The 16,123-nt window shown below is 60.8% G+C and carries 14 protein-coding genes; 10 read left to right on the top strand and 4 right to left on the bottom strand.

Features of this window, described 5'->3' with window-relative positions; all coding sequences use genetic code 11:
- Positions 1-4: 4 nt before the first annotated feature.
- Both rpsF and BUA94_RS15945 read right to left on the bottom strand, forming a co-directional pair.
- Positions 5-469: a 30S ribosomal protein S6 gene (rpsF, locus tag BUA94_RS15950; protein ID WP_073014295.1), complete on the bottom strand. Its 465-nt coding sequence runs from the start codon at positions 467-469 to the stop codon at positions 5-7.
- Between the two features lie 252 nt (positions 470-721).
- The gene (locus BUA94_RS15945; RefSeq protein WP_208980116.1) at positions 722-1,822 is read right to left on the bottom strand and encodes a serine hydrolase domain-containing protein; all 1,101 of its coding nucleotides are present in this window, start codon (positions 1,820-1,822) and stop codon (positions 722-724) included.
- Between the two features lie 372 nt (positions 1,823-2,194).
- Here BUA94_RS15945 and fabD point away from each other — a divergent pair, with 372 nt between their 5' ends.
- The 7 genes from fabD (at position 2,195) to gmk (ending at position 8,778) form a co-directional block, all read left to right on the top strand.
- Positions 2,195-3,139: an ACP S-malonyltransferase gene (gene fabD / locus BUA94_RS15940; protein WP_073014294.1), complete on the top strand. Its 945-nt coding sequence runs from the start codon at positions 2,195-2,197 to the stop codon at positions 3,137-3,139.
- A 58-nt stretch (positions 3,140-3,197) separates the two neighbouring features.
- The gene (fabG, locus tag BUA94_RS15935) at positions 3,198-3,935 is read left to right on the top strand and encodes a 3-oxoacyl-[acyl-carrier-protein] reductase (RefSeq protein WP_073014293.1); all 738 of its coding nucleotides are present in this window, start codon (positions 3,198-3,200) and stop codon (positions 3,933-3,935) included.
- 288 nt (positions 3,936-4,223) lie between these two features.
- Positions 4,224-4,460: an acyl carrier protein gene (locus BUA94_RS15930; protein WP_073014292.1), complete on the top strand. Its 237-nt coding sequence runs from the start codon at positions 4,224-4,226 to the stop codon at positions 4,458-4,460.
- A 78-nt stretch (positions 4,461-4,538) separates the two neighbouring features.
- On the top strand, positions 4,539-5,801 hold the full coding sequence (gene fabF, locus BUA94_RS15925) for a beta-ketoacyl-ACP synthase II (RefSeq protein ID WP_073014291.1): 1,263 nt from the start codon (positions 4,539-4,541) through the stop codon (positions 5,799-5,801).
- A 134-nt stretch (positions 5,802-5,935) separates the two neighbouring features.
- On the top strand, positions 5,936-7,105 hold the full coding sequence (gene mltG, locus BUA94_RS15920) for an endolytic transglycosylase MltG (RefSeq protein WP_073014290.1): 1,170 nt from the start codon (positions 5,936-5,938) through the stop codon (positions 7,103-7,105).
- Between the two features lie 66 nt (positions 7,106-7,171).
- On the top strand, positions 7,172-8,065 hold the full coding sequence (locus tag BUA94_RS15915; RefSeq protein ID WP_073014289.1) for a YicC/YloC family endoribonuclease: 894 nt from the start codon (positions 7,172-7,174) through the stop codon (positions 8,063-8,065).
- 5 nt (positions 8,066-8,070) lie between these two features.
- Positions 8,071-8,778, top strand: a complete 708-nt coding sequence (gene gmk, locus BUA94_RS15910; protein ID WP_073014288.1) for a guanylate kinase — start codon at positions 8,071-8,073, stop codon at positions 8,776-8,778.
- 62 nt (positions 8,779-8,840) lie between these two features.
- On the opposite strand, the gene BUA94_RS15905 is transcribed toward gmk, so the two are convergent.
- Positions 8,841-9,617 carry a GntR family transcriptional regulator gene (locus tag BUA94_RS15905; RefSeq protein WP_175558064.1) on the bottom strand — a complete coding sequence of 259 codons (777 nt, stop codon included), beginning with the start codon at positions 9,615-9,617 and terminating at the stop codon, positions 8,841-8,843.
- A gap of 22 nt (positions 9,618-9,639) precedes the next feature.
- Positions 9,640-11,358, bottom strand: coding sequence for a glycerol-3-phosphate dehydrogenase/oxidase (locus BUA94_RS15900; RefSeq protein ID WP_073014286.1), 1,719 nt, complete (start codon positions 11,356-11,358; stop codon positions 9,640-9,642).
- Positions 11,359-11,598: 240 nt separating this feature from the next.
- Between BUA94_RS15900 and BUA94_RS15895 the strand changes: the two genes are divergently transcribed.
- The 3 genes from BUA94_RS15895 (at position 11,599) to BUA94_RS15885 (ending at position 16,113) form a co-directional block, all read left to right on the top strand.
- On the top strand, positions 11,599-13,101 hold the full coding sequence (locus tag BUA94_RS15895) for an FGGY-family carbohydrate kinase (RefSeq protein WP_073014285.1): 1,503 nt from the start codon (positions 11,599-11,601) through the stop codon (positions 13,099-13,101).
- A 63-nt stretch (positions 13,102-13,164) separates the two neighbouring features.
- A complete protein-coding gene (locus BUA94_RS15890) occupies positions 13,165-14,931 on the top strand; it encodes a thiamine pyrophosphate-binding protein (RefSeq protein WP_073014284.1) in 1,767 nt (588 codons plus the stop codon).
- A gap of 99 nt (positions 14,932-15,030) precedes the next feature.
- Complete coding sequence (locus BUA94_RS15885) at positions 15,031-16,113, top strand: ABC transporter ATP-binding protein (protein WP_073014283.1); 1,083 nt, start codon at positions 15,031-15,033, stop codon at positions 16,111-16,113.
- Positions 16,114-16,123 lie beyond the last annotated feature (10 nt).

The following is a 16,123-nucleotide window of genomic DNA, read 5'->3' as shown; positions in this document are numbered from 1 at the left end:
TCTCTTACTCCGCTTCTGCACGACGCGGAGCGCGGTCGCCCCGGTCTCCACCACGGTCACCACGCGGAGCGCGGTCACCACGATCGCCACCGCCGAAACGGCCGCCGCGATCACCACCGCGTTCGCCACCGCGACGGTCGTCACGGTCACGCTTCTGCATCATTGCAGACGGCTCTTCTTCGTGCTCTTCGACCTTGAAGGTCATGAAGCGCAGGATGTCTTCGCTGAGGCCCATCTGACGTTCCATTTCGGCAACTGCCGGATGCGGAGCGGTGATGTTCATCAGGATGTAGTGAGCCTTGCGGTTCTTCTTCACGCGGTAGGCGAGGGAGCGCAGGCCCCAGTTTTCGATCTTGCCGACCGAACCGCCTTCAGCTTCGATGAGACCCTTGTACTGTTCGACAAGAGCTTCGACCTGCTGGGTCGAGATGTCCTGGCGCGCCAGGAACACATGCTCATAAAGAGGCATGGATATAGCCTTTCCTTGGTTTCACAACGGCAACTGGCGCAAAGCCTCCTCGTGACCCCGGAAAGGTACGAGAATTCTCAACGAGAGCGGAGACACGGGAAGTCGGGTTTTTTACCGCCCTGGCACCGAAGCACCCTTCCGTTCAGCCCCCGGCCAAGTTGCCGGATGAGAGCGGCTGTATAGACGATATCTGGCTGATTGCAAGCCGTAATGGCGGTATTTCCCGCTTTTTGACGCCCTGACTGCCGGGGCCTACTTGAAGACAGCCGGGGCCACATGGTCAACGATGACGCTAACAGGCACCCGCCAGGCGTCCTGCAGATTGTAGTTTCCTGCCAGCACGATAACGACAAGGTCTTCGCCGGGATAAACCGTCAGACGCTGTCCGCCATTTCCAAAGCCGGCTGCCCACGCCGCCGGCAGTATCGCCGGTGAGCCTTTTCCGGAGAGCCACCAGAGATAGCCGTACCGGATCTGGCCTCCATCAATATCCGCATGGGGGGTGATAGAGGCCTTCAGCCAGTCCTCGGGCACGATCTGCCGGTTCTCGAAACTTCCGCCATTTGCAATCATCTGTCCGATCCTGGCCAGATCGCGCGCGGTCATCCGCAAGCCCGATGCCGCAGACAGGGTGCCGTCCGGTCCCCGCGCCCATTCAAAGCGGCTGATGCCAAGCGGTCCGAACAGCTTCTCCGCTGCATAGTCGTCAAGAGATTTGCCCGTCCCATCGGCAATCAGTTTGCCGATCAACGCGACAGCGCCGCCGCTATAGGTCCAGCCTTGTCCGGGAGGTGTGACGATCGGCCTGTCCAGAATGAATCTGTACCGGTCCGGAGCGTTTTCCATCTGGATCTCGCTGTTGCGGGGATCGGAATAGGGCAGGTTTTCATCCCATTCCATGCCCATTTGCATGGACAGTGCATGGTGGACCTTTATGCGCTGCCGTTCCTCGTCCTTCGCCAGATCCGCATATTGGGGGAAAAGGGAGACAAGCGGCGTTTCCAAGTCCGGGACTTTGCCCTCTGAAAGCGCAATCCCATAAAGAAGTGAAACGATGGACTTCGTCACGGACCGGATGTCGTGAAGGCTTTCGGCGTCGAAACTGCGTTTGCCGAGCGGCTGGCCCCAGTTCTGGTCCTCGCCATCAAAAAAGCTTTCGGCCAGAACTTCACCTTTGTGAATCACGAGCACTTCGTGGAGGCCTTTCAACTCACCCCTGTCGAATGCCGCTTGAAGAGATGTTTCCAATGGACGCATATTCTCTCCCGCATTTGCCGCTGCGTTGAGGGCGAGGGCCGCAGCCAGAATGCCGCCAAGGGAAGGGGCCAGAAGCACTTTGAGAACTCGAGTCATAAGGTGGCATTCCCGCATAATTCTAAAAGCCGGTCGTGAGCTTCGGCGCTTCAAGGTGAGGAGTGACCATAGCGTTTTTGACCCGGTGCCAAAAGGATCCTGCTCGTAAAAGCTGCGGACACTTCGATTGATAGCAGGGCGGGCGCTTTGAACCTGGCCCTGCAGGCGTGGCCGGGTTTCTGGCAGTTTTGCAGGCGGTTACGGGTTTTATTCAGAGGTTTTGGCGCTTGGAGTTGCGTTTTCGGGGAGGAAAGCTTTGAAATGCGGTGCGGGACGTATTAAGTCCGGCAAATTGCCTGAACCGGAGGCATCCGGAAAATGGCCAAGACAATTTGAACGACAAGATCAACAGGTGACGGAGGGACGTCCCGCATGAGCATCGCATTCACATTCCCCGGTCAGGGCAGCCAGGCTGTGGGCATGGGCAAGATTCTCGCAGACACCTATGCGGAAGCCCGCGCCGTGTTCGAGGAAATCGATGACGCACTCGGCCAGAAACTGTCCGATGTCATGTGGAATGGACCGGATACCGACCTGACCCTGACGGCGAACGCACAGCCGGCGCTGATGGCTGTCAGCCTCGCGACGATGCGCGTTCTGGAAGCCAAGGGTCTGGATCTGGCGAAGAGCGTGTCTTTCGTCGCCGGTCACTCTCTCGGTGAATATTCCGCCCTGGCTGCTGCCGGTTCCCTGGATATCGGAACGGCTGCCCGCCTGCTGCGCGTGCGCGGTGATGCGATGCAGAACGCCGTGCCGGTCGGGCAGGGCGCCATGGCCGCTCTCCTCGGTCTCGACTTCGATGCGGCCAAGGCCATTGCCGAAGAAGCCGCTCAAGGCGAAGTCTGCCAGGCTGCCAATGATAACGCACCGGGCCAGGTCGTCGTCTCTGGTCATCTGGCGGCAGTCGAGCGTGCCATCGAGATCGCCAAGGGCAAGGGCGCCCGCCGCGCAGTGATGCTGCCGGTCAGCGCACCGTTCCATTGTTCCCTGATGCAGCCTGCTGCCGACGCCATGGCCGAAGCTTTGGCCGGGGCCGAGATTCGCGCGCCGAAGGTTCCGCTGGTTGCCAATGTTCTGGCCGCTCCGATCACCGATCCGGACGAGATCCGCCGCCGCCTGGTCGAGCAGGTCACCGGCACGGTGCGCTGGCGCGAATCCATTTCCTGGCTGGCAGGCGAGGGTGTTTCCACCTTCGTTGAGGTTGGGGCTGGCAAGGTTCTGAGCGGCATGGTCAAGCGCATCGCTGATGGCGCTGCGGGCCAGGCCATCAACACGCCGGACGATATCGACGCCCTGATTGCGAAGCTGAACGGCTGAGACGCCTGTTCGGTGCGCCATGCGGCACTGAGTGAATTTTCACAGGAAGGAAACCGACATGTTCAACCTTGAGGGCAAAGCCGCTCTTGTAACCGGTGCGACCGGTGGTATCGGCGAAGCCATCGCCCGTGCGTTGCATGCGCAGGGCGCGACCGTTGCCCTGTCCGGCACCCGTGCGGAAAAGCTGGAAGCGCTGGCCAACGATCTGGGCGAACGCGTTTTCGTGACCCCGGCCAACCTGTCCGACCGTGAAGCTGTGGATGCGCTGGTTCCGGCTGCGGAAGCGGCCATGGGCAAGCTGGACATCCTGGTCAACAACGCCGGCATCACCCGCGACAACATCTTCATGCGCATGAAGGATGAAGAGTGGGAGCAGGTTCTCGAAGTCAACCTGACCTCCAACTTCCGCATCTGCCGTGCCGCGATCAAGGGCATGATGAAGCGCCGTGCAGGCCGCATCATCGGCATCACCTCCGTGGTTGGCGTGACCGGAAATCCGGGCCAGGTGAACTATGCGGCGGCCAAGGCAGGCATGATCGGCATGTACAAGTCGCTTGCACGCGAAGTCGCAAGCCGCAATATCACCGTGAACACGATTGCTCCCGGTTTCATCGAAACCGCGATGACGGATGCCCTGAACGAAAAGCAGAAAGAATCGATTCTGGTAAGCGTTCCGGCAGGCCGTTTGGGCACCGCAGCGGAAATTGCATCCGCCTCTGTCTACCTTGCCAGCGACGAGGCTGCCTACATCACCGGGCAGACCATTCACGTCAATGGCGGTATGGCAATGATTTAAAACGCTGTTTTCATTTGCAGCGCAAAAAATTCCGGACCGCGCAAGCGCGTTCCGGACTGGCTGGTCAAGGTGTGTAAAGTGTGTTACCAACCCGCCGATTGTTCGCTGGGGTAGGGTGACAGACTGGTTTTCAGATCTGACCCGTCCAGAACGTCTTCAGGATCACGGGGTCCCGGCAGTGCCGAAATGTGGTCCCCCTGAGGTTTGGCAGACTGAAATTCGGGTTTCGGCCGCCTCCGGCTTGAACCGGAAGCTCGGCAGAGACAGTAAACTCAAGGAAGTATGAAAATGAGCGATATCGCTGATCGGGTTAAGAAAATCGTCATCGAACACCTCGGTGTGGACGCTGAAAAGGTAACCGACAACGCCTCCTTCATCGACGATCTGGGCGCAGACAGCCTTGACACCGTTGAACTGGTCATGGCGTTCGAAGAAGAATTCGGCGTAGAAATCCCGGACGATGCAGCAGAAACCATCCTGACGGTTGGCGATGCCGTGAAGTTCCTGGAAAAGAACGCCGGCTAATTCGCTGGCAAGACGTTTGGATCAGCGGGCAGTCCGGTTTCGAATGAACCGGGCTGCCCGAAATCAAGTGCGGGTTGCATGAGGCGAGTTGTCATCACAGGTCTGGGTATGGTGTCTCCGCTTGGCGGAAACGTTGATACCTCTTGGAAAAACATTCTCGACGGGAAAAGCGGGGCCTCCAAGGTCAGCAATTTCCAGGTAGATGATCTGGCATGCCAGATCGCTTGTCAGATCCCGCGCGATCCGTCCGTCGAAGGGTATTACAACCCGGACGACTGGATGGAGCCGAAAGAGCAGCGCAAGGTCGACGATTTCATCGTCTATGCTGTCGCAGCTGCCGATCAGGCGCTCGCAGACAGTGGCTTCAAGGCCGAAACCCATGAAGAGCAGATCCGCGCCGGTGTCCTCATCGGATCCGGCATCGGTGGTCTTCAGGGGATCGAGGAAGCCGCGCACACGCTGGCCGACAAAGGTCCGCGCAGAATTTCTCCGTTCTTCATTCCCGGCCGCCTGATCAATCTGGCTGGCGGGTATGTCTCCATCCGTCACGGCCTGAAGGGTCCGAACCACGCAGTGGTTACGGCTTGCTCGACCGGTGCGCACGCCATTGGCGATGCCTCCCGTCTGATTGCCTTCGGCGATGCGGATGTCATGGTTGCCGGCGGAACCGAATCTCCGGTCTGCCGTCTGTCCCTTGCAGGATTTGCCGCCTGCAAGGCGCTGTCCACCAGCTACAACGATACCCCGGAAAAGGCTTCGCGGCCTTACGACACCAACCGTGACGGCTTCGTCATGGGTGAGGGCGCCGGTGTTGTCGTTCTGGAAGAATACGAGCACGCCAAGGCACGCGGCGCGAAGATCTATGCTGAAGTCATCGGCTATGGTCTGTCCGGCGATGCGTTCCACATCACCGCTCCGTCTCCGGACGGCGATGGCGCGTTCCGTTGCATGAGCGCGGCGCTTGCCCGTGCCGGCATCTCCGCTGCGGACGTGGACTACATCAACGCGCATGGCACCTCGACCATGGCCGACACCATCGAACTGGGCGCCGTCGAGCGTCTGGTCGGCGATGCGGCCGACAAGGTTGTCATGTCCTCCACCAAGTCCTGCACCGGTCACCTTCTGGGTGCTGCGGGTGCCGTGGAAGCCATCTTCTCCGTTCTGGCGATTCGCGACGGCATGGTGCCGCCGACGATTAACCTGGACACGCCTTCGGTCGAGACCAAGATCGATCTGGCTGCCCATAAGGCCAAGAAGATGAATATTGACGTGGCGCTCTCCAATTCCTTTGGATTTGGCGGCACGAATGCCTCGCTCGTCTTCCGCAAAGTGGCAGACTGAAGGCTGAGGTCATAAAATTGCCCGCCGCCGAAGGGATTGTCCCGCGGCGGCGGTTCTTTCCCAGCCGCGCTATGAGTTGCATCAAGGGCATCGCCTGGATCCTGGCGAAGGTCTGAAGGAAAAAGGGCGATTATATGCGCATCAAGCCGAAAAGTCCGAGAGAGGCGATCCAGCCGGAACAGCCGCCCGGACCGCCGCCGCGCTCCCGCCATGTGCGAAATCCTGTCGTCATCCTCATTAATCTGATCATCTCGCTGGCCGTCTTCGTTGTGATCGGCGCAGGGGCTGCGCTCTATTTCGGCAAGCAGATCTTCGATGAGCCGGGTCCTTCCACCAAGGACAGCACGGTGATCATCGCAGCCGGCTCCGGTCTGTCGGGAATCACGGACCGTCTTTCAGCCGAGAACGTCATTGGCGACAGCCTGATTGATGAGCTGGTGTTCAACGCCGGTATCCGTTTCTACAAGAACCAGACCCGCCTGAAGGCTGGCGAATATGCGTTCGCCCCGGGCGTTTCCATGCGCGAGATCATGCAGGATCTCGTGGAAGGCAATGCGGTCACCCATGCAGTCACGGTTCCGGAAGGCTGGTCGACCGCCCAGATCCTGAAGCGGGTGCGCGATAATGATGCGCTGGTCGGGGACATCGAGACTGTTCCGGCTGAAGGCGCACTGCTGCCGGAGACCTACACCTTTACCCGTGGCACGACGCGTCAGCAGATCATCGACCAGATGAAGGCCGCCCAGTCCAAGCTTCTGGCGGAAATCTGGCAGCGCCGCAGCGATGGCCTGCCGGTCAAGTCACCGGAAGAGCTGGTGATCCTTGCCTCCATCGTGGAGAAGGAAACAGCCAAGGCCGATGAGCGTCCGCGTGTTGCCGGTGTCTTCGTCAATCGTCTCAACAAGAACATGCGCCTGCAGTCGGATCCGACGATCCTGTACGGCCTGCATGGCGGTGAGGCGTGGCTTGAGGACCGGTCTGCGATCAAGCAGTCCGAGCTCAAGAAGGAAAACCCGTACAACACGTACCAGATCAATGGCTTGCCGCCGGGACCGATCGGCAATCCGGGCCGGGCTTCCATGGAAGCGGTTGCCAATCCCTCGCGCACGAAGGATCTCTACTTCGTCGCCGATGGAACCGGCGGGCATGTGTTCTCGGAGACCTATGAGCAGCACCAGGCCAATGTGCGCAAGTGGCGCAAGGTCGAGCGTGAAATCCGCACCAACGCGGAGACTGCCAAGGATACCGCCCCTGCGGCGGATGAGGCTGCTCCCGCCCAGGGTGACGGCGCAAAACAGAACTGAGAGTTTGCGGCCTTCGGGCCGCAAATCATTTGCCCTTCAGCGGGCGGTTGAGACACGGAGATCCAGATGACCCTTGCCAGCATGACCGGATTTGCCCGGGTTCAGGGAGAGGCAGGTGTGGTCCGCTGGACCTGGGAACTGCGCTCCGTGAACGGCAAAAACCTGGATGTGCGCCTGCGCCTTCCTGCCGGTCTTGAAGAACTGGAGCCGCGCATCCGCGAACGTTGCGCCAAGGTACTCCAGCGCGGCAACGTCTCGATTGGCCTCTCCATGCAGCGTGATCAGGGCGAGGCTGTCCTGACCATCAACCAGACCGCTCTGGATGCGGTTCTGGCAGCCGTGGACCTGTTGCGCCAGCGTCTGCCGGATGTGGCCCCTCCGACCCTTGACGGCATTCTGGCGCAAAAGGGCGTCGTGGAGCTGAAGGAGCCCGAGGAAGACCCTGCGGTCCGCGAAGTTCTACTGGCAACACTGCTGTCGACGCTGGACGAGGCGCTGGACGCTCTCGTCGACATGCGCCGGTCTGAAGGTTCGGCGATCCGCGACATCATTCTGGGTCAGATTGGCCGGGTTGCGGAGCTGACTGCCCGTGCCGAGAGCCTGCCAGCCCGCCAGCCCGAAGCCATCCGGGCCCGGCTTGCGGCTCTTGTGGCCGAGCTGATGGATGCGTCCGCAGGGGCACTCGACAGCCAGCGGCTTCACCAGGAAGCCGCGATCCTGGCCACCAAGGCCGATATCCGGGAAGAGCTGGACCGGCTGCACGCCCATGTGAGCGCCGTGCGCGAGCTTATGGCCGCCGGTGGCGCCATCGGCCGCAGGCTTGATTTCCTGGCACAGGAATTTAACCGCGAAACAAATACGCTCTGCTCCAAGTCGAATGATGTCGAGCTGACCACGATCGGGCTTGACCTGAAGGCCGTGATCGATCAGATGCGCGAGCAGATCCAAAACCTGGAGTGATCCGAATGTCCGATGCGACGTCCAATGGCCGGCAAGGCGTCACGGTGAGTGCCGATGCGGCGGAAGAATCCCGCCGTGGCCTGATGCTCGTGCTCTCGTCGCCGTCAGGTGCAGGCAAGTCGACCATTGCCCGGCTGCTGCTGGAAAAGGAAGACAATCTGGCCCTGTCCATTTCCGTCACGACCCGCCCGCGCCGGTCGAGCGAAGTGGATGGCGTTCACTATCACTTCCTGGATCAAAAGCGCTTCGAGCACATGAAGGAAGATGGCGAATTGCTGGAGTGGGCGGAAGTTCACGGCAACTATTACGCCACGCCGCGTGGCCCGGTGGAAAACGCCATCGAGAACGGCAAGGACATTCTGTTCGACATCGATATCCAGGGCACGTTCCAGCTCTATGAAAAGATGCGCGAAGATGTGGTCTCGATCTTCATCCTGCCGCCATCCATTGCCGAGATGAAGTCGCGTCTGCGCCGCCGCGCGGAAGACAGCGAGGAAGTGATCCTGCGCCGCCTGAAGACTGCTGTCGGCGAGATGCGCCACTGGTCAGAATATGACTATGTGGTGGTGAATGACGATCTCGGGCGCGCCTATGAAAACGTCCGCGCGATCCTCAAGGCAGAGCGCCTGAAACAGTCCCGCTCGCCTGCGATCGGTCCCTTGATCGACGGGATGGTCGGAGACCTGGAAGAGGCCCTGAAGGATCTCGACTGAGGTCTTTCAAGACAGGTCTTGCGACATGGAAAGCCGTCCTTTTGGGCGGCTTTTTTGTCTAGCTAGCGGAAGCTGCCCGTGTCGGTCTTGATCGCGAAATGCAGCCGGGCCTGATCGGCCCGGTAGAGCGCGGAGAAGTACTCGACGTGAGAGCCGTCCTTGACGCTTGAGCGGGATTCGATCCGCAGAAGGGCCGTTCCGGGCGTCACGTCCAGCAGCCGGGCTTCCTCTTCAGAAGCATTTGCCGCCTCGACCCAGCGCTCGGCACCGGTGAACTCGATGCCGTAATTCTCCCGCAACATGGCGTAGAGAGACCTGTCTTCAAGGCAGAGGTCCAGGAAGCCGGGCACCTTCCGGGCAACAAGGCAGCTTTCGACGAGAATTCTCGGGACCCCGTCCACGCTCATCACCCGGTTCAGATAGGCAACTTCCTCGTGGTCTTCCATGTCGAGAAGCCGCCGGATACGGGTGGAGGGCGTCCGGTAGCCAACCTCGAGAACCTTTCGGGTCACCTTGTGGTTCTTGACCCCAAGGTCTCCCGAAAAGCCGATGATGCGGCCAACGAAGTCCGTGTCCTCGCTGGGGGCTGCAACGAAGGCACCGCGGCCCTGCTGGCGGTAGATCAGCCCCTCGTTCACGAGCCGGCTCATGGCCTGCCGCACGACGATGCGCGACACGCCATATAGGTCGCAAAACTCGGTCTCGCTGGGAAGCTTGTCATCGGGCTGCAGGCCGCGTTCCGCAATCATGGTCGTGATTGCGGCCTTGACCTGTGCCCATAGCGGGATCCTGACGTCTGGCTCCACGGCAGCCAAACCTGCTAACCCTTCGTCCGGCACGCCTTTTCTCCCTGCCTTTGGTTCATGAGGCCGTTGAGCCGTCAGGTGGGACCCTGTGGCGGACGGACAGGAGACCGAGGACGGACCGGATTTCCGCCTCTGCGGTCTCCGCGCTCCAGTCCAGAACCGGTGCAATCGTCTCTGCAACCTCGCGAACCGATTGGGCATTTGCCCAGCCTTCAAATCCCATGAGGGTCCGTCTCAAAATGACGTCCTCAAGCCGGGAAACTCGCTCATTTCGAGCGATCCATAGAATTTCTTCACGTGAATAGCAAGGCGCAGCCAGAAGTGGTGTTTCCTGGTCTCCGGCTTCCAGGAGGGTGTTGGCAAAGTCAGCGGCACGCGATCCATACCGGCGCAGCAGCACTTCCGCCCGGGAGAGGGAGACTGGAGCCGATCGGGTCAGCCTGTTCAGGAAGTCCGTGCGGGCGTCCTCGGAGACGGGAAAGGCCTTCCCGCCGCCGATCGCCAGATGGGCCGTGTCCGTCTTGCGAGCGATCCCGATCCGCTTGAGGGCCAGGTCTGCCAATTGTTCGGCGCAGGCGCGGTAAGTGGTCCATTTGCCGCCGATCAGGGTGAGAACCGGAACCTTTCTACTGCCTGAAGGCTCGAACATGCGGAACGTGTGATCGCGGCTGATTGAGCCTGCAGCGCCTCCTGTCTGGCGGGGCAGGGGGCGGACGCCGGAATAGGCGAAGGAAATGTCTGTGCGGGCCGGGTTCGATCCGGGAAGAACCGTGCGCATGACATCGAAGAGATAGTCAATCTCTTCCTCGGTGGTTTCCTTGTCGTCGATGTTTTCGGTGCGAAGATCCGTTGTCCCGAGCAGGATGTGGTCCTTGTCCCGGGCATAGATTAGGCAGGCCCGGTGATCCGGGGTTTCGAAATAGAGCATCACATCTCCGAGCTCCCGGACCAGATCCGGTCTTTTCAGGAGAAGGTGCGACCCGCGTGTGCCGCCGACCAGCTCTTCCTCGACCTTGAGACTGTGGTCGACCTTGTCGATCCACACACCTGCGCAGTTGATGATCAGCCGGAACTCCCGGCTGTGTTCTTCCCCCGTGAGCAGGTCCTTCAGGCTTGCCCGGTTGCCCTCGATGCCAGTGAGCTTCATGTAGGGCAGGGCAACGCAGCCCTCGCAGGCAGCCTCCGTGTCGGCGACGAGTTCCATGGTCAGCCGTTCAGGACTTTCGATCCGGGCGTCGTAATATTCCGCGACGATTTTGGTGCTGGCAGCGAGGCCGGAAACGGTTTCAAGCGCCTTGTGGCGGCTGACAAGCCGGTGGTGGGGCATCGACCCATAGCGGCGGCTGAAACCGTCAAAGAAGGTCAGCCCGAGTTTCAGGATCAGGGCACCTTTTGGGCCAGGGTTCTTCACGAGACCGAAGAACCGGAGCGCTGCCTGGAATGTGCCCGCCGTCCAGGACAGAGCAGGCACCCAGACCCGGATTGGCCGGACCTGATGCGGGGCATTGACGAGCAACCGGTCGCGCTCCTCGACGGATTCCTTCACCAGCTTGAACTCGCCCTGCTCCAGATAGCGCAGGCCGCCATGGATCAGGCGCGAGGGGGCAGAGGAGGTGCCACTGCAGAAATCTCCCATTTCCACGAGGGTGGTAGCCACCCCTTGCGCGGCGAGATCCCGGTAAAGGCCGACGCCATTGATGCCGCCTCCAACGATCAGAATATCGCCCGTAGTTCCGGACACCAGCGCCGCCAGTGCCTCGTTTCGCGTTCTCATGTTTTTTCCTCCCGGTCCGGCCTTGTCCTTGTGCCGGTGCGTGACTTCGAGGACAGTCCTCTTTGGCAGCTTTTGATCTTGTTACGTCAAACCGTATTGACAGCCTTCCCGAAGTCACCTAGCCTCAACTTATTATAACAACTTTGCAGCAAGCAAGGGAAAAGGCGGAAATAATATCCGCCAAGAGGAGGAACGCTGAAGCGAAAGAGGAATCGCTTCGGTCGTAGGGAGGATATTGCTATGCGTGAGCGCCTGATTGGCATTGACGCTGGCGGTACTATGACAAAGGCCGCTTTATTTGATCTGGAAGGTAATGAGATTGCCTGCCAGAGTAGTCCGAACAAGATGCACTTCCCGATGCCCGGCTGGACCGAGCGCGACCCCGATGTGATGTGGCGCGCGGCTTGCGAGGCCATCCGCAATTTGCTCGAGGTGACGGGGACCAGACCTGAGGATGTGGCCGGTGTGGCGCCCTCCGGCTATGGAGCCGGTGCCTATTTCATCGACAAGGATCTGAATTCGGTCCGTCCCGGTCTCGTGTCCACCGACACCCGCACCCTCGACATGATCGAGGAGATGCGCAGCACCGGAATGGTGGCCGAGATCGACCGGCTGGTCGGTGCGCGCATGTTCGCCACCCACCTTATTCCGCTGCTACGCTGGTTTGATGCCCATGAGCCGGATCTTCTCGGCCGGACAGACAAGCTGGTTTTCTGCAAGGATTTCATCCGTGCAAGACTGACCGGCAAGGTCTCCACTGATCCGACGGATGGTGGCATTGCAGGGGTCTTTGATCTGGCGGCTGGCCGCTATTGCGAGGAAGCTTTTTCTGTCGGCGGTGTCCGCCACTGGATGGACAAGCTGCCCGAGGTGGGCCCGTCCATCGATGTTGCCGGCTATCTGACAGCCGAGGCAGCCAGACAGACAGGGCTCAATGAAGGCACGCCGGTCATTCGCGGTGTCGTCGATGTCACCGGCTCTGCAATTGCCTCCGGTGTGACCGATCCCGACTTCATTTCCGTCGTTGCCGGAACCTTCAGCATCAATTCTGTCATTCTGGACAGGCCGCTTCTCTCCCCTCCGCCGTTCATCCAGTCTGCTTTCCCCATCGGCGACCGGTTCATTGCGACGGAAGGAGCGGCCACCTCCGCCAGCAACGTGGAATGGATCTTTTCCACGTTGCTGGAGGCGGAGGGCGCCCGGGCGAAGGCCGCAGGATCTTCGATCTATGAGCTTGGCAACAAGCTGGTCGACGAAGCCCTGCAGCGGGAAAACGACATTCTCTTCCTGCCCTATCTCTACGGCGGACCGGACCGGGTGCCGGGCGGCATGCTGGGCCTGTGTGCCCGCCATACGCTCGGGGATGTCCTGCGGGCAGCCTTCGAAGGGGTTGTCTTTGCCCATCAGACCGATATCGAGCGGCTGCTGATCCAGAGCGGTGGCGCAAGGCCGAGCATCGCGCGGATGGCTGGAGGGGCCTCCAAGTCCGCCCAGTGGTGCCAGATGTTCGCCGACGCCCTGGATATGACCGTGGAAGTGGCCGATGGCAGTGAGTTCGGGGCGAAGGCCGGGGCGATCTGCTGCGCGGCGGCGCTCGGCCTCCACTCAAGCTTGCCGGATGCCGCACGCAAGATGGTTCGCGTTGCCCGGCGCTATGTCCCTCAGGCGGAAAGGAACGCGGCGCTCGCCCGCAAGCTGACCGCATACAAGACCGTGGTGCAGAGCCTGTCTGCCTTGCACTGATCTCCTCAAATACCGGCCTTTTGGTCGAGCTTGATCCAACGCCCAGAAGTGAATGGACGAAAAATGGCGCATATTGGCGATTTAATATCCGAAATGCTGGCCCAATACGGTGTGGAGCTGGTGTTCGGCATGCCCGGTGGCCAGACCACCGCCTTGCACGATGGCATCTCCCGCCGCACGGATCGTATCCGCCACGTGCTGATGCGGGACGAACGAAATGCTGCTTATGCCGCAGATGCCTATGCCCGGCTGACCGGCAAGCCGGGTGTTTGTGACGTGACCGTCGGTCCTGGTGCGAACCTGTTGTCGGCGGGGTTCCTTGAAGCCCTGAATGCATCGATCCCCATGGTCGGGATCATCGGGGAACTGCCGCTCGACTGGCTGCCACTCAAGGAAAAGGGCATTGCCAGCCAGGGCTTTGATCAGCTCAAGTTCTTCCAGTCGATTTCCAAGAATGCGTGGCTGGTGCCATCGGTCACGGCTCTGCCGGAGCTGATCCGCACCGCCTTCCGGACGGCTGTTGCGCCCCGGCCGGGGCCGGTTGCCCTGATCATTCCGCATGATGTCTTTGATGCCGACTGGGACGAGGATCTGCTGAAGGCGACGGTGGATGAGCGGTCGATCCATATTCCGTACCTGCGCAATGTGCCGGTGAAGCAGGATGTCGATGCTGCCCTGGCGCTGATTGCCAAGGCCAAGCGGCCGGCGCTCGTGTGCGGTGGCGGGGTCCATGGATCGGATGCGGCCCGAGAAGTCACCGCATTCGCGGACAAGTTCAACGGCCTCGTTGTGACCTCCCTGTCAGGCAAGGGCTCTGTCCCGGAAACCCGGGACTATGCCGCCGGTATCCTGAATCCGCTCGGGTCCTGGGCGGCCATCGAGCTGATCAAGGAGGCCGATCTTGTGATCTGGTGCGGGTCCAAGGCGAGCCAGAACACGGCCATGAACTGGACCTTGCCGCTGCCGGAGCAGGCGACCATCGTCATCGACGCCGATCCGCTTGAGCATGGCCGGACGTTCCGCCCGACAGTGTCCCTGTTCGGGGATGTGCGCGAGACCATCAAGCTTCTGGATGCAGGGCTGAAGGCCGGTACCAACACCGCGTGGCTGAAGCGCATTGCCGAAATCAAGGCCACGGGTGAAGCCGCCAAGCAGGCGGAAATCCAGTCCGAAGAAATCCCGCTGTCTCCCCCCCGGATCATGGAAGCGGTCGCAAGGCGGCTTGGGGAAGATGACATCGTGGTTTCGGATGCCAGTTTCTCGGCCGGCTGGATCGGCGGATATATTCCGGCCCGTAAGCCGGGACGTCAGTTCCTCTATGCCCGTGGACAGGGCGGACTGGGCTATTCGGTGCCCGGTGCGATCGGGGCGGCAGCCACCCGTCCGGATGCCCGCGTGGTGACCGTATCGGGTGACGGGGCCTTCTCCTACACGATCGGCGAACTGGCAACTCAGCTGCAGCAGAACCAGCGTGTCGTGAACATCGTGCTCAACAATGGGCGTCTTGGATGGATCCAGCTCTGGCAGCAGCTCTATTTCGGCAATGTCCAGTCGGCCCTTCTGGAAGGGCAGAGCGCCAAACCCAGCTTTGCCGCCGCAAGTGCCGGTCTCGGGCTCCTCGGGATCAGCGTCACCGCGCCGGATGAAATCGAAGAGGCGCTCGACAGGGCATTTGCTTATGACGGTCCATCTGTGGTTGAGTTCCGGATCAATGATCTTGCGACGCCCATTCACAGCTTCAAGCGCCGCCTGAAAGAGGGGGGAGATCTGCGCCCGAGACCGGGGACGATCTACAAGCTGAGGGATTGGAAAATATCGCCTGACCTTTGACCGCCTGGCTGGCCATACCTTGGAGGGGGAGTGGCCAGCCTGCCCAAAAATGAAGATGCCAAAGCCGGAAGAACCGGCCCCTTTGGGAGGAGGAATGGCATGCTCGAACTGCGCAACGTCCGCAGGACGGTCGGCGGTGCCGACCATATCCGGAATGTTTCACTGACCTTGGAACGGGGCACGCTGAATGTGCTCCTCGGCCCGACGCTGGCGGGCAAGACCACCTTGATGCGACTGATGGCCGGGCTGGACGAGCCGACCTCCGGGACCATCCATTTTGATGGCAAGGACGTGACCGGTGTTCCCGTCCAGCGGCGCAACGTCGCGATGGTCTACCAGCAGTTCATCAATTACCCGTCTCTGACCGTATATGAGAACATCGCGTCTCCCTTGCGGGTTCTCGGGCGCGACGCTGTCACCATCGACAGGGACGTCCGCCGGGCCGCAGACCTGATGCGCCTGACGCCCTATCTCGACCGCACGCCGCTCAATCTCTCTGGCGGTCAGCAGCAACGCACTGCGCTTGCCCGCGCCATGGTGAAGAATGCCAGCCTCGTGCTTCTGGACGAGCCTCTGGCCAACCTTGACTACAAGCTGCGCGAGGAACTGCGCGAGGAACTGCCGAAGATCTTTGCCGAGTCCGGTGCGATCTTCGTCTATGCGACCACCGAGCCGCAGGAGGCCCTGCTTCTGGGCGGCAACACGGCGGTCCTGAGTGAAGGGCGCATGGTGCAGTTCGGTCCGACGGTGGAGACATTCCGCCGGCCGGTGAGCCTGACCAGTGCAAGGACATTCGCCGATCCGCCCCTGAACACCTTGAGTGTCGAAAAGCGGGACGGACAGATCCGTCACGGCGACGCGGTGTCCTTCCCGGTGCCGGCGCATTTGCAGCATCTTGCCGACGGAACCTACACGATCGGCGTTCAGCCGCATCACCTGATGACCCGGGCGACCGCTCAGGACAACGTTTCCATTCACGCCCGCGCCGTCATTACGGAAATCACCGGATCCGAGAGCTTCGTGCATTTCACCTTCGCCGATACGGACTGGATCATGCTGACGCCTGGGGTGCTGGAACTGGATCCGGATGATCCGGTTGAAGTCCTGTTCGAACCTTCGAACCTGATGGTCTTCGATGCCGAAGGCCGGGCGGTCGAATATGAATTCCACACGGCGGCTTGAGGGAGAACGT

It is taken from the genome of Roseibium suaedae (assembly GCF_900142725.1).
Taxonomy (GTDB): Bacteria; Pseudomonadota; Alphaproteobacteria; order Rhizobiales; family Stappiaceae; genus Roseibium; species Roseibium suaedae.
Note: the sequence above shows the minus strand (reverse complement) of the source record. Positions and strands in the feature narration are given on the sequence as shown.